Below are 12,947 nucleotides of genomic sequence, written 5' to 3' on the forward strand. Positions count from 1 at the left end.
CCATGCCCGGTTCAACGGCGTGGTGGCCATCGGCACTTCTTCTCGATGCCAAGTTGCTTGTGGGGCCTTCCATGGCCAGGACGGAGGCAGAACGACAGAATGGTTCCATGGTCGAGAACGCCATGCGCAGGCTGTGCGAGCGGGAGGGCCCACCCGGTGTGATCACCTACCGCGACGGCGAACCCGTCGGGTGGTGCAGCATCGGTCCCCGGACAGGGATCCCGCGCCTTGCGGGATCCAAGCTCATCCGCCCCGAGGACGTGGTTCCCGTGTGGAGCATCATTTGCGTGGTCGTTCGCAGCGGGCACCGATAGCAGGGCATCCCGACCCACCTGCTCGAGAGTGCCGTTGAATACGCCGCATCATGCGCAGCACCGGTAATCGAAGCCCAACCGGTGGACCCGGTGGGTCGCCTGGACACCACCATGGCGTTCGTCGGGACCCGGGGAATGTTCGAGCAGGAAGGGTTCCGAGTCATCGGCACCACCGATGCCGTGGCCAGCCGGATGCCGCGGCTCGTCATGCGCCGGAATCTCTGACTGCACCGTCGATTCCTGTTTTTGCCATGAGTGGGACGTCCTTGCTCTGCCTGTGTCGGTAGCAGCCAAGGACGTTCTTGGTCCACGGTCGTTCCAGGCCGGGCTCAGCGTGCTGCGCGTACCGAGCGTTCCAGGAGACCCAGGAGGTCGCGCACCGATTCGGAACCACCGAGGCGTTCGGCATCCAGGATGGTGCTGCGGCGGAAGTACTGGCTCATGTCCAGCCCCAGGCCCAGGCCCAGGATCGTCGTTCCACCGGCGGCCTCGGCGGTGCGCAGCACCCCCGCAAGGTCATGTTGCAGGTAGTTCTCGTCGTTCGCGTTGGCCGTGGCGCCATCGGCGGGGCTGCCGTCCGATATCACCACAAGGAACCGGGAATCCGCATCCTGATCCCGTAGCCGTCCCAACGCCCAGCGCACCGCCTCCCCGTCGATTCCCTCCCGGTACAGCGTGGACTTGAGCATTGCGGCAAGAGAAGTGCGTCCTGTGCGCCACGAGGTCGTGGCGTCCTTGAAGACCAGATGGCTAAGCTCGTTGAGCCGGCCGGGGTTCGCGGGGGTGCCGGCGCGCCGCCAGTCCTTCAGGGCGCGACCGCCGTTCCAGGCCCCGGTGGTGTAGCCCAAAACTTCGCAGGGCACCTCGATTCGTTCCAGTGCCCGCACCAGTACGTCGAGGAAGGCTGCCAAGCCCGGTGCGTTTTGCTTCATGGAGCCCGAGCAGTCCACCAGGAACGTCAGGGTTGCCGCGGCGGATGGTTCGAAACGGTCGGTTTTGAACACCCTGCGCTCGGTCGGCGATGCGACGAGCTGGCCCAGCCGGGCGCCGTCGAGCAGCCCTTCTTCGGCGCCGGAATCGTAGCCGGAACGCTCCTGGACGCAGAGCAGCGCCTGGAGTTTCTTGGCCAGCAGCGCCACATTCACCGCTTCCTCATGCACCCGTTGGGCGACGCGCTCGCGATATCCGCGCAACAGGTCCGCGCGCACCAAATCCCCGGCAACCGAAACCTTGTCATAGGCGCGGGTGAAGACCGTGTACCCGTCCTGCGCTTGTTCCAGCGTGCTGCTGGTTCCCGATACCAAGGCGCCGATGGCCGCGGCATCGGACTCGACGTCCATGAGCAGGGAGAACGAGGGAGCCTTGGCTTCCTTGTCCTTGGAACGCGCGCGCGCGGGCCGTTTGGACTCCAACGCGTTGACCGCCTCGTCCACAAGGCCAGCGATGTCCAACGCATGCGGGGCGAAGGCGGATTGGCTGTGTGCCTTGCGGCGCAGGTGCGGAAGCAACGGGCCAAGACTTGAGGAGAGGTTGGCACGAGTTGCCTCGATCATGTCCTCGGACTCGGGCACCACCGGTTCACCGGTGATCCGCGATCGCGTGACCTGGATGATCGTGTAGAGCAACATTCCCAGCGAAGTCTCGGTGAGCCCCGAGGCAATGAATTCCTTGGACCACGAGATGTGCCGTGCCCGCAGGTTCTCCACGACGCCGGGCAAGGTGGACAATGATTCACAGCGGAATTGCTCGAGCACCTCGAAGACCAACCTGGCACTGGGGGACCCAGGGAGCAATGCCTGGTGCTTCTCGTCATCCGAATGCGTGGCCCGCAGGGCTAGCCCGTCGCTGGCCCCACGAAACGAGACGAAATCGGCATCCGGCAGTGCCGGATAGAGGTGTGGGGCATTGAAGGGCAGCACGGAGGTGCCGCGATAGGCCCTGGTGCCCAGCAATTCCAGGCGCGGGTCTGCACCGAGCGCCCGCAGGGAGGCAGCGCACAGCTGCCTGATTTCCTGGGCGCGCCGTTCCATCAGCCGGGATGGGACCGTTTCCTGCCCCGGCATCTCAGGTACCGGCGGCAAGCAGTGCGTAGGACTCGTCGAGTTCGGAGGCCATGACGCGCTGGTAGTACTCGGAAATGATGAATCGCTCCGCTTCGTCGCACTTGTTGATGAACGAGAGCCTGAAGGCGCGTGCCGGGTCGCGGAAGATGGAGATGTTTTCCGCCCAGGTGATCACCGTGCGCGGTGACATCAGGGTCGAGATGTCACCGGCGGCAAAGCCGTCCCTAGTCAGGTTGGCGACCTGGACCATGGAGCGGATCAAGTCCATGCCCGATGGTGTTTGCGCCAAGGCGGGGACGCGGGCGGCAACAATCCCGATTTCGTCCTCCACCGCCAGGTAGTCCAGCGCGGCGACGATGTTCCAGCGGTCCAGCTGGGCATGGTTCAGGCGTTGGACGCCATGGTAGAGGCCGTTGAGGTTGCCCAGGCCCACGGTGTTGGCCGTGGCGAAGAGCCGGAAATGCTGATGCGGGCGGATCACGCGGTTCTGGTCCGGGAGGGTGAAGCCGCCGTCGCGTTCAAGCAGCCGCTGGATGGCGAACATGACATCGGGACGTCCGGCATCGTATTCATCAAAGACCAGCGCCATGGGCTGGACCATTGACCAGGGAATCACCCCTTCCTGGAACTTGGTTGCCGGCTGGCCGTCCTGGATCACCACGGTGTCCTTGCCGACCAGGTCCAGCCGGCTGATGTGACCATCGAGGTTCACCCGCAGCAGGGGCCAGTTGAGCCGGGCGGCCACCTGCTCGATGTGAGTGGACTTCCCGGTGCCGTGAAGTCCCTGGATGAGCACCCTGGAGTTGTGGGTGAAGCCGGCCAGTATGGCGAGGGTGACGTCCGGGTTGAACCTATAGGCCGGATCGATGGCCGGGACATGCTCGGTGGCCTTGGGGAACCGGGGTACAAGCAGGTCGTGGTCTATGCCGAAGAGTTCGCGGGCCGAGACCATTTCCGGTGCCGGGGTCATGGGTGATTCCGGATTCATGTTGTTCACCATCCCACAGCTACCGGCTCGGACTCGGGCGAACCCAGATCCGAATGGTCTTCGATACGGGCGATTGCCTCGGCCGCCCGGCGTAGGGCCGGCAGCAGTTCAAGCAGGTCGGCCGAGGATTTTCGCATCACCGGCGCCTGCACCGCGACGCAGAGGTTCGAGCGTCCGGCGGGGTTGGGCACCAGCACGGCCAGGCAGACCAGGCCGTCCAGGTACTCCTGGCGGTCTTCAGCATATCCATCGAGCCGGATCCGGTTCAACTCCTCTTCGATCCCGGCCTTGTCGGTGAGAGTGTGGGCGGTGAACTTTTGCAGTTGCCCGGTGGAGAGCACCCGTTCGCGCTGTGTGGGGCCGAACTGGGAGAGGATTATTTTTCCGCTGGCCGAGCAATGCACCGGTACACGGGATCCGGGTCCAAGGTGTACCCGCAACGGCTCGTTGGTTTCGACGCGGTCGAGATAAATGACCTCGGTTCCCGACAGGGAGGTGATGTTGCAGCTTTCGCCGATTTCATCGACCAGTCCACGCAGGATCGCGTGCCTTGTGCCGTGCCGCGTGTCGTTGAGCAGCACGTCCTCTGCCATGCGGCGCATGCGCGAACCGGTTCCGTAGTGCCTTCCGTCCGCTTGGCGGGTGAGCAAGTTCGCCCCTTCGAGCTGCTGAAGCATGCGGTGCACGGTCGGTTTGGGCAGTCCCGTCTGGTCCACCAGCGATTGCAACGTGAAGAGCTGGTCACGCGTAGTGATCAGCTCCAGCAAGGCGAACAGGCGCAGGGCCGGAGTCTCTCCCTGGACAGCGCCCGCGGGGCCGAGAGCCGGTTCCGTGAGGTTTTCCATGATCAGTCCAATCTGCAGGTATGCGAAGTTTCATTAAATCGTATCAGGAGCAGTAATAAATGAGATAGGGGGTTGACGGATGTGATCTGGGACGCATAGATTTGTATTCAATCCCGTTTATGGGAGCGGTTTGAATCATTTTTTGAGACTTTGCGTATCCATGGGGTCTTAATTTTCAACGAAGGAGAGTCGTAATGACCGATGTATTGACCGAAAAGCCCACTTCCCGCGAAGTCGTCAAGGGCGCGCAGAAGATGACCTCGTCGGAAGCCTTCGTTGAGACGTTGGTGTCCAACGATGTCACCGACATGTTTGGCATCATGGGTTCCGCCTTCATGGACGCCATGGACATCTTCGCCCCGGCCGGTATCCGACTGGTGCCGGTGGTTCACGAGCAGGGTGCGGCCCACATGGCCGACGGATACGCACGTGCCTCCGGACGCCACGGGGTTGTCATTGGCCAGAACGGTCCCGGCATCTCCAACTGCGTCACCGGCATCGCCGCCGCATACTGGGCCCACAGCCCCGTCGTGATCATCACGCCCGAAGCCGGAACCAACACCATCGGCCTGGGTGGTTTCCAGGAAGCCAACCAGCTGCCGATGTTCCAGGAATTCACCAAGTACCAGGGTCACGTGACCCACCCGAACCGCATGGCGGAGTTCACCGCCCGCTGCTTCGACCGCGCGATGAGTGAAAACGGTCCGACCCAGCTGAACATCCCGCGTGACTACTTCTACGGTGAATCCATCACCGAGATCCCGGCCCCGCGCCGGGTCGACCGCGGTGCCGGTGGCACCAAGTCCTTGGACGAGGCCGTCGAATTGCTCAAAACGGCCAAGAATCCGGTTATCGTTTCCGGCGGCGGCGTGGTCATGGCCGACGGCGTCGAGGAAGCAAAGGCGTTGGCCGAGCGCCTGGGCGCACCGGTGGTCAACAGCTACCAGCACAACGACTCCTTCCCGGCCAGCCACCCGCTCTGGGCGGGACCGCTGGGCTACCAGGGTTCTAAGGCCGGCATGAAGCTGATTTCCCAGGCCGACGTCGTGATCGCCTTGGGCACCCGGCTTGGCCCGTTCGGCACCTTGCCGCAGTACGGCCAGGCCTACTGGCCCACAGAAGCCAAGATCATCCAGATCGATGCCGACCACACCAAGCTCGGCCTGGTGAAGAAGATCGCCGTGGGCATCACCGGCGATGCGAAGGCCGTTGCCATTGAACTTTCCAAGCGCCTCGAGAGCATCGAGCTTGCCTCGGATGCCACCAAGGCAGAGCGCGCGGCAACCATCAAGTCCGAAAAGGAAGCCTGGGAGCAGGAGCTCTCCGACTGGACGCACGAAAAGGACGAATACTCCCTCGATGTCATCGAAGAGGCCAAGGGCGAGGAAGGCAACTGGCTGCACCCGCGCCAGGTCCTGCGTGAGTTGGAGAATGCGATGCCGGAGGACGTCATGATCTCCACCGACATCGGCAACATCAACTCCGTGGCCCATAGCTACCTGCGTTTCGAGAAGCCGCGCAGCTTCTTCGCCCCGATGTCCTTCGGCAACTGCGGCTACGCGTTGCCGACCATCATCGGCGCCAAGGCCGCTGCGCCGCACCGCCCGGCCGTAGCCTACGCAGGTGACGGAGCCTGGGCCATGAGCATGGGCGAGGTCCTCACCGCCGTCCGGCACGACATCCCGGTCACCGCGGTGGTCTTCCGCAACCGCCAGTGGGGCGCGGAAAAGAAGAACCAGGTCGAGTTCTACAACCGCCGCTTCATTGCAGGCGAGCTGGACAATGGCGAGTCGTTTGCCGAAATGGCCCGCTCCATGGGCGCTGAGGGCGTCGTCGTGGACAACCTGGACAACGTCGGTGCTGCGCTCAAGGAAGCAATCGACGCCCAGATGCTTGAGGGCAAGACCACCGTCATTGAGGTCATGTGCACCCGCGAACTGGGCGACCCGTTCCGCCGCGATGCGCTCTCCACCCCGGTCCGCCACCTGGAAAAGTACAAGGACTACGTCTAAACCGAGTCGAAATTTTTGTAGGAAACACAGCGAAGAAGGCCGGGTCTGACAGGACCCGGCCTTCCTCGTTGCCGACCAGCCAGGCCTTCCGTGCGGTTCGATACGGCCCGCGTAAGTGATTGGTTGGCGCCATGAAGGCTTTGCGCGGCAGGGGAAGCGAAGGGCTCCGGTGGGTCCGTAAGGGCACTGCCGGCATTTTTTTGCGCATGGCGTGCTGGTCCGTGAGAGCTGCCGAAGATGCGGAGTACTGTCCTTACGACAGTAAACATGTTATGATGTTGATTGAACGGGAAGCGTAGAACCAGTGCCCCATGCGGGAGCGCTGCCCGCCAAAACGGAGTATTTCCGGATCCCCCTACGGATCGTCCAACATGGACGTCAATGAAGGAGAAACATCGTGAGTCGCACATACATCATCACTGGAGCAGGTTCGGGAATCGGGGCGTCGACCGCGCAGCTGCTGCGCGAACGCGGGGAAAATGTCATTGGTGTTGACCTTCGTGGCGCAGAAGTGGAAGCCGATTTGAGTACTTCCGAGGGGCGCGTTGCCGCAGCCGAAAAGGCACTGGAGCTTGCGGACGGCAAGGTCGATGCAGTGATTGCCTGTGCAGGCATCGCCGCTCCGTCGCCGCTGACCGTCAAGGTCAATTACTTCGGTGTCACCGAGTTCCTCGAGCACATGGCGCCGGCCCTCGCCAAGAGTGATTCCCCACGCGCTGTTGTCGTGAGCTCCATGGCGTCGCTGCAGCCGAATTCCGGTGAACTTGTCGATGCAATGCTGGCCGGTGACGAAGAGACGGCAGTAAGGATCGGTACCGCATTGGCTGCGGAGGGGCCCGGCCAGGGCTACCTTAACTACCCCTCGAGCAAGCGTGCGCTCTCCCGCTGGGTTCGTCGCGAATGCATCACCGAGAGGTGGGCAGGTGCCGGCATCCCGCTGAACGCCATCGCTCCGGGAACCGTGATCTCCCCGATGACCGCTGAGCTGCTCTCCACCCCTGAGGGCCGCGAAATGACGGACAGCCATGTTCCTATGCCGCTGAACTACCACTCGGAATCAATCGTCTTGGCCCGCTTGTTGGCTTGGCTGAGTAGCGAAGAGAACACGCATGTCACCGGTCAGACCATCTACGCAGATGGTGGCGCGGATGCCTCCCTGCGTGGAGACGACATCTGGAACTAGTCCTCAAAGACCTGAAATGACAGGTGAACCCTGCAATGGCGGCTCCAGCAAAAAACTCGCTGGTGCCGCCATTGTCTTTTTTGAGCGTGCTGTTTCAGTACGCTGCACCCATCTAGGAATTGGCGCGAACGAACGCCAACACCGGGGCTGCCAGCAACGCACCGTCTTGCCCGGTGGTGCGTTTGGACCAGGCAACTTTGAATGAATGGTCTGCGCCTTCGAACCAATCCAGGTTTGCGTTGGACCCAATATGCTCCACCACCGGTTCCAGTTCCCTTGGCTGGGCAAATGGGTCCCGACTTCCCTGAAGAAACAGCATGGGAAGCTCCAAGCCGTAGAGATGCGCATCGCGCATTTTTTCCGGCTTCTTGGGCGCATGCAAGGGGTAGCCAAGGAACACCAGTCCGGCGGCATCCATGCCTTCGGCGACCGCCATTGATGCCATGCGCCCGCCAAATGACTTCCCGACAGCAAAAACGGCACGTCCCGCGGAACGCTCCCTGGCAGAATCCATTGCAGCGCGCCATGCTGCGAGCGCGACAGGCGGCTTGTCAGGAAACTTCTTGCCAGCCTCCATGTAGGGAAAATTGAAACGCAACGTGGTGAGGCCAAGATCGTTCAGCGCCTCGGTAAAGCCAGTGAGGAATGGGTGGTCCATGCCGGCACCGGCCCCGTGGGCCAACACGATCGTGGCGACCGCCTCAACAGGTTCGGAGAAGAGTGCGGAGATCCGTGATCCATTGACGGTGATGGAGAAGGCTTCCTCGATGGTAGTCATGCATCCAACCTATGCCTAGGCGTCATCCCCATTTTGATCGAAGGTGATGCCCGGGAAGGACCTAGCGGCAGCGCCGGCCCGAAACCAGCCGGCATTGATGGTGCTGTCCGATCGCTTGACCACAGGAACGGAGCATGGCGGGCTGACCTTTTGTCCGTGGCATTGCCGCGGCCCACCGGTGGACTTCAGGTCTTTGGGCTGCCCGCAGCACCCACACGCATATGGAAACCAGGAGTAGCCACGGGTCGAACCACAGCTTCCGGGTAGAAAACCGCGTTCGAAAGGCTTCGTACCAACCGGAGTTACAAATAATCGGGGTCGGGAACAAAACGAAGGAGAATAGAAGCATGAAACTTGGATTCATCCGTCATGGCCAAACCAATTGGAACGCAGAAGACCGGCTGCAGGGATCAAGCGACATCCCGCTGAACGACGTGGGCAGGGAGCAGGCCCGTGACGCCGTGGCGGTTCTCGGTACAAGTACCTGGGACGTGGTCGTCAGCTCTCCCCTGTCCCGGGCTAGGCAAACAGCCGAAATAATCGCCTCGGGCCTGGGCATTGAGCTGGGACAGAGCTATGGCGAACTGATTGAGCGCGATTACGGTCAAGCCGAAGGCATGCGCGTTGCAGACTCCGAGAACCTCTGGCCCAACAAGACCGGGGGCGGAATAGAACCCCTGGAATCCGTGGTGGCTCGTGGTCGTTCCGCGATCGAACGAATTGCCGCCGATTTCCCGGGAAAGAACGTCGCGGTGGTATGCCACGGAACGATCATTAGATACACCCTCTCCGCGCTCGCAGGCCACCGATTCGACAGTATCCACAATGGCTCGATCTCGCTGGTTGACAATGACAGTGGCTCTTGGAAAGTGCAGAGCATCAATGGGGAAGAGGTTTCTTCCACGCTCACAGAGTAGGACGTACCCAGGATTTGCTCGCAATGGCTGAGGACCACCGATACCGGCCACGCGGCAAAGGACTTTGGGACGTGCCCTGGGTTGCGGCGTGGAAGTAGCCGAGTACGTGAGATGATTCGACTCCCAAGGACAGCTTGGGAGGAGCGTCTGGTACTACGAGGGGATACCGAAACGATGACAGAGCGCATTGGTGTGGTCGGTGCGGGAATCGTAGGCCTTGCCATCGCGCAGGCATTGTCCCGCACAGGTGACCATGAAGTGACGGTTCTTGAAAAGGAGCCCCGGGTCGCGGCGCACCAAACCGGGCACAATTCCGGAGTGGTCCATGCAGGGATCTACTACCAACCAGGCTCCCTCAAGGCCAAGCTCTGTGCCAAGGGACGGGTGATGACCCGTGAATACTGCCAGGAACATTCGCTGCCCTATAAGGAAACCGGGAAGCTAGTGGTTGCCTTGAATGCGGGCGAAATCTCCCGCCTGGATGAGATTGAGCGTCGGTCGGCACTCAACAAGGTGCCGGATCTGGCCAGGGTGTCTCAGGAAAAAATGCGTGAAATCGAACCGCACGCAGCGGGAGTCGCAGCTCTGCACTCCCCACATACTGCGGTGGTCGACTACGCTGCGATCGCCGAAACCATGGCAAACCAAATCCGGTTGGCCGGTGGGAGCGTGTTGCTGAACCAAAAAGTTGCTGCTGTTGAGTCTGTTTCCGGAACCTGCGTGGTATCGACCACCGGCGGCACCCATACCTTCGACCGCCTGGTGGTTTGCGCAGGACTCCATTCCGATGTGATTGCAAAGCTTGTCGGTGCTGCCGATGCACCGCGGATCCTGCCTTTTAGGGGCGAGTATTGGGCGCTGGATCCAGCACGTAGCAACCTCGTCAACGGCATGATCTACCCGGTACCAGATCCTGCGTTTCCATTCCTCGGCGTCCATTTCACTCGCGGGGTCTATGACGATATTCATGTCGGTCCCAACGCCGTGCCTGCGTTGGCCAGGGAAGGATATTCGTGGGGCAAGATTTCGCCTCGAGAGCTCTGGGAAGTGCTGCGCTGGCCAGGGGCCGGCCGTCTGGCCAGGGAACATTGGAAAATGGGCGGCAAGGAAATTGCTGCATCGGTTTTGAAGCCGCTGTATTTCAGTGCTGCGCAGGCATTCATCCCGGAACTGAAGCTCTCGGACCTGACTCACAAGACCATGTCGGGGGTTCGCGCGCAAGCATGGGCCAAGGACGGATCATTGTTGGACGACTTCGCGGTTGACCAAATCGGACCGATCACCCTGCTTCGCAATGCCCCGTCGCCGGCAGCAACTTCAGCGATGGCCATCGCCGAGCATGTACTTCTGAACTATCTTGGAATCAAACGCTAGACGTTCCATGCCCCGATGTCTTCAGGGGAAACACCGATTCCGGGAAGCGGGTCTCGCATCCCATGGATCCTTGGAGTGGTGTTTGTCTCTGGAACGTCCTGATAAGTCGAAGACAAAAGATTCCAAGAAAACCGACGGGACGGGAAGACTCCAATGGTTTCAGGTTTTCCCGAGCCGCCTCGATAGTGCTTGAGCCCCCGGCGCGGTCGCATTTGCTGAAATCGCGTACCGGGTGATTGTGCACTTCTGCACTGATCGGAATATGGTCCGAAATGCAGTAGGTGATTCCGGGCAGTTCGGAATGAAGAGCATTTTTGTTGCCCGGTGCGGGGGAGTCGGGCTTGGGTCGTAACCGAACCCAAGGCCGATATGACACCAGTTGTTCACCTCTGCGTAGTAGAAGTTAGGTATGCGAGATACAAGTGGGGAAAAGGCGGGCCAGGGCCTGCAACGTCGGCTAGGCACGTCGGACGCCGTCATGATCGGGCTTGGGGCCATGGTTGGCGCGGGACTTTTTTCGGCGTTCACGCCAGCGGCCTCGGCCGCAGGCTCCGCACTCTTGGTGTCCCTGTTCCTTGCCGCGGCCCTAGCTTACGCCAACGCACGCTCCAGCGCCCAGCTCGCGGCACAATACCCGACTTCGGGCGGCACCTACGCATATGGACGCGAGGTGTTGGGGCCCTGGCCCGGGTTCATCGCCGGGTGGGGATTCGTGATCGGCAAGACGGCGTCCGCCGCTGCCATGGCCCTGACCTTTGCGACATACACAGTTCCTGAATCCTGGGTGAAGCCAGCAGCTGCCTTGGCCGTTGTAGTGCTGGTGGGAGTCAATTGTCTTGGTGTTACGCGCACGGCGACTGTCGCCAAGATCATCGCCATCACGGTCTTGGCGCTCGTGGCCGTTATCTTGGTCATGATCGCAGCAGGAAACCACTCCTTGCCGACGCATGCGCCGGGGACCTACACCGGAGTGCTGGGTGTTCTTCAGGGAACGAGCCTGTTGTTCTTCGCATTTGCCGGCTACGCACGCATCGCGACGTTGGGGGAGGAAGTGCGGAATCCGGGGACGAGTATTCCCCGTGCCATCGGAATCGGTCTTGGAATCGTGGTGCTTCTGTATACAGCGGTTGCTGTGGTGCTCATCCAGATCTTGGGCACCGCGGGAATTGCCCAAACTACCAAGCCGTTGGCTACCGCGTTGGGGGACTCGTGGGCGCTTCCCCTGGTGCAGATAGCGGCGTCGTTGGCCTCCTTGGGTGCGCTGCTGGCACTGGTTGCGGGGATAGGACGCACGACCATGGCCATGGCACGGGAGAATGACCTGCCGCATTGGTTGTCTGCGGTCCATCCAAGGTTTTCCACCCCCTACCGGGCGGAGGCGGTTGCCGGTGCAGCTGTCCTGGTGCTCGTGGCATTCTTTGATCTGGGCACCGCCATCGGCTTCTCATCCTTTGGCGTTCTGGTCTATTACTTGATCGCCAACATTTCCGCCATCAAGCAGCCGCGCGCAGAGCGTACGAGTCCCGTCTGGCTTGGTGTTTCCGGGGCGGTCGGATGTGTGGTGGTTGTTGCAGCGCTCCCAACCGGTGCAGTCATGGGCGGACTTGCGATGTTTGCCGTCGGCTTCGGATACCGAGCAGTTCGACTGCAACTGGGCGCACGATAACTACACCGCTCCTGCGATTCGGTGCGGGTCTGCGGCCACCAACCCTAGAAACCTGGCTCAAAGTGGAGGATGCTGGGGACAATTACATATTTCGCACCGCAAAAACGTCGGGAGACGGTTGCATGGCTCAAGCAGCCAGTTCAGCTGCCACCCCGTTTGAGGAAAACGTGAGATGAAAAATGGCAACCTATGAATATGCAACCAATGAACTGACGCGCAGCCAGCCCAAGGTCGTACCGATCAGCAAGGGCAGGATGATCGTGGAGTGGCTCACCACCACTGACCACAAGAAAATCGGGTACATGTACCTGATCGCCTCGTTCCTCTTCTTCTGTCTCGCCGGTGTGATGGCCATGCTGATCCGGGCGGAGCTGTTCGAGCCCGGGCTGCAGATCGTACAGACCAAGGATCAATACAACCAGCTGTTCACCATGCACGGGACGCTGATGTTGCTGATGTTCGCGACTCCTCTCTTTGCAGGGTTTGCCAACGTCATGATGCCGTTGCAAATCGGGGCCCCGGATGTCTCGTTCCCCCGGCTCAACGCCTTGGCCTTCTGGTTCTACCTGTTCGGGTCAACCATCGTTGTTGCAGGTTTCCTGACGCCGCAGGGCTCGGCCGCCTTCGGTTGGTTTGGTTATGCTCCCTTGTCGAACACCACGTTCAGTCCCGGTGTCGGCGGTGACCTCTGGGTCTTCGGTTTGGCCCTGTCGGGCTTTGGCACGATCCTAGGTTCGGTCAACTTCATCACCACCATCATTTGCCTGCGTGCACCGGGCATGACCATGTGGCGCATGTCGATCTTCA

The 12,947-nt window shown here is 61.2% G+C and carries 12 protein-coding genes; 7 read left to right on the top strand and 5 right to left on the bottom strand.

Going from position 1 to position 12,947, the window contains the following annotated elements:
• Window positions 1-107: 107 nt before the first annotated feature.
• Window positions 108-314: a hypothetical protein gene (locus ABEA12_RS04505; RefSeq protein ID WP_345466633.1), complete on the top strand. Its 207-nt coding sequence runs from the start codon at window positions 108-110 to the stop codon at window positions 312-314.
• A 48-nt stretch (window positions 315-362) separates the two neighbouring features.
• Here the strand turns inward: ABEA12_RS04505 and ABEA12_RS04510 are convergent, their stop codons facing one another.
• From ABEA12_RS04510 to ABEA12_RS04525, 4 genes are all read right to left on the bottom strand, one after another.
• Window positions 363-545, bottom strand: a complete 183-nt coding sequence (locus ABEA12_RS04510) for a hypothetical protein (protein ID WP_345466636.1) — start codon at window positions 543-545, stop codon at window positions 363-365.
• 98 nt (window positions 546-643) lie between these two features.
• Window positions 644-2,344 carry a cobaltochelatase CobT-related protein gene (locus ABEA12_RS04515; RefSeq protein WP_210102075.1) on the bottom strand — a complete coding sequence of 567 codons (1,701 nt, stop codon included), beginning with the start codon at window positions 2,342-2,344 and terminating at the stop codon, window positions 644-646.
• Between the two features lie 34 nt (window positions 2,345-2,378).
• Window positions 2,379-3,365: an AAA family ATPase gene (locus ABEA12_RS04520; protein WP_210102074.1), complete on the bottom strand. Its 987-nt coding sequence runs from the start codon at window positions 3,363-3,365 to the stop codon at window positions 2,379-2,381.
• A gap of 5 nt (window positions 3,366-3,370) precedes the next feature.
• Window positions 3,371-4,210, bottom strand: a complete 840-nt coding sequence (locus ABEA12_RS04525) for an IclR family transcriptional regulator (protein WP_210102073.1) — start codon at window positions 4,208-4,210, stop codon at window positions 3,371-3,373.
• A 194-nt stretch (window positions 4,211-4,404) separates the two neighbouring features.
• Here ABEA12_RS04525 and xsc point away from each other — a divergent pair, with 194 nt between their 5' ends.
• Window positions 4,405-6,222: a sulfoacetaldehyde acetyltransferase gene (xsc, locus tag ABEA12_RS04530; protein ID WP_210102072.1), complete on the top strand. Its 1,818-nt coding sequence runs from the start codon at window positions 4,405-4,407 to the stop codon at window positions 6,220-6,222.
• A gap of 397 nt (window positions 6,223-6,619) precedes the next feature.
• Window positions 6,620-7,405: an SDR family oxidoreductase gene (locus tag ABEA12_RS04535; RefSeq protein ID WP_210102071.1), complete on the top strand. Its 786-nt coding sequence runs from the start codon at window positions 6,620-6,622 to the stop codon at window positions 7,403-7,405.
• Between the two features lie 112 nt (window positions 7,406-7,517).
• Here ABEA12_RS04535 and ABEA12_RS04540 read toward each other — a convergent pair whose 3' ends face one another.
• Window positions 7,518-8,183: an alpha/beta hydrolase family protein gene (locus ABEA12_RS04540; protein ID WP_210102070.1), complete on the bottom strand. Its 666-nt coding sequence runs from the start codon at window positions 8,181-8,183 to the stop codon at window positions 7,518-7,520.
• A gap of 347 nt (window positions 8,184-8,530) precedes the next feature.
• Between ABEA12_RS04540 and ABEA12_RS04545 the strand changes: the two genes are divergently transcribed.
• The 4 genes from ABEA12_RS04545 to ABEA12_RS04560 all read left to right on the top strand — a co-directional run.
• The gene (locus ABEA12_RS04545; RefSeq protein WP_210102069.1) at window positions 8,531-9,100 is read left to right on the top strand and encodes a histidine phosphatase family protein; all 570 of its coding nucleotides are present in this window, start codon (window positions 8,531-8,533) and stop codon (window positions 9,098-9,100) included.
• A gap of 174 nt (window positions 9,101-9,274) precedes the next feature.
• Window positions 9,275-10,474, top strand: coding sequence for an L-2-hydroxyglutarate oxidase (gene lhgO, locus ABEA12_RS04550; protein ID WP_210102068.1), 1,200 nt, complete (start codon window positions 9,275-9,277; stop codon window positions 10,472-10,474).
• Between the two features lie 409 nt (window positions 10,475-10,883).
• Window positions 10,884-12,140 carry an APC family permease gene (locus ABEA12_RS04555; protein WP_210102067.1) on the top strand — a complete coding sequence of 419 codons (1,257 nt, stop codon included), beginning with the start codon at window positions 10,884-10,886 and terminating at the stop codon, window positions 12,138-12,140.
• A gap of 179 nt (window positions 12,141-12,319) precedes the next feature.
• On the top strand, window positions 12,320-12,947 hold a 628-nt coding region (locus tag ABEA12_RS04560), incomplete at its 3' end, for a cytochrome c oxidase subunit I (RefSeq protein WP_345466645.1).

Source organism: Paeniglutamicibacter antarcticus, from assembly GCF_039544305.1.
GTDB classification, from domain to species: domain Bacteria; phylum Actinomycetota; class Actinomycetes; order Actinomycetales; family Micrococcaceae; genus Paeniglutamicibacter; species Paeniglutamicibacter antarcticus_C.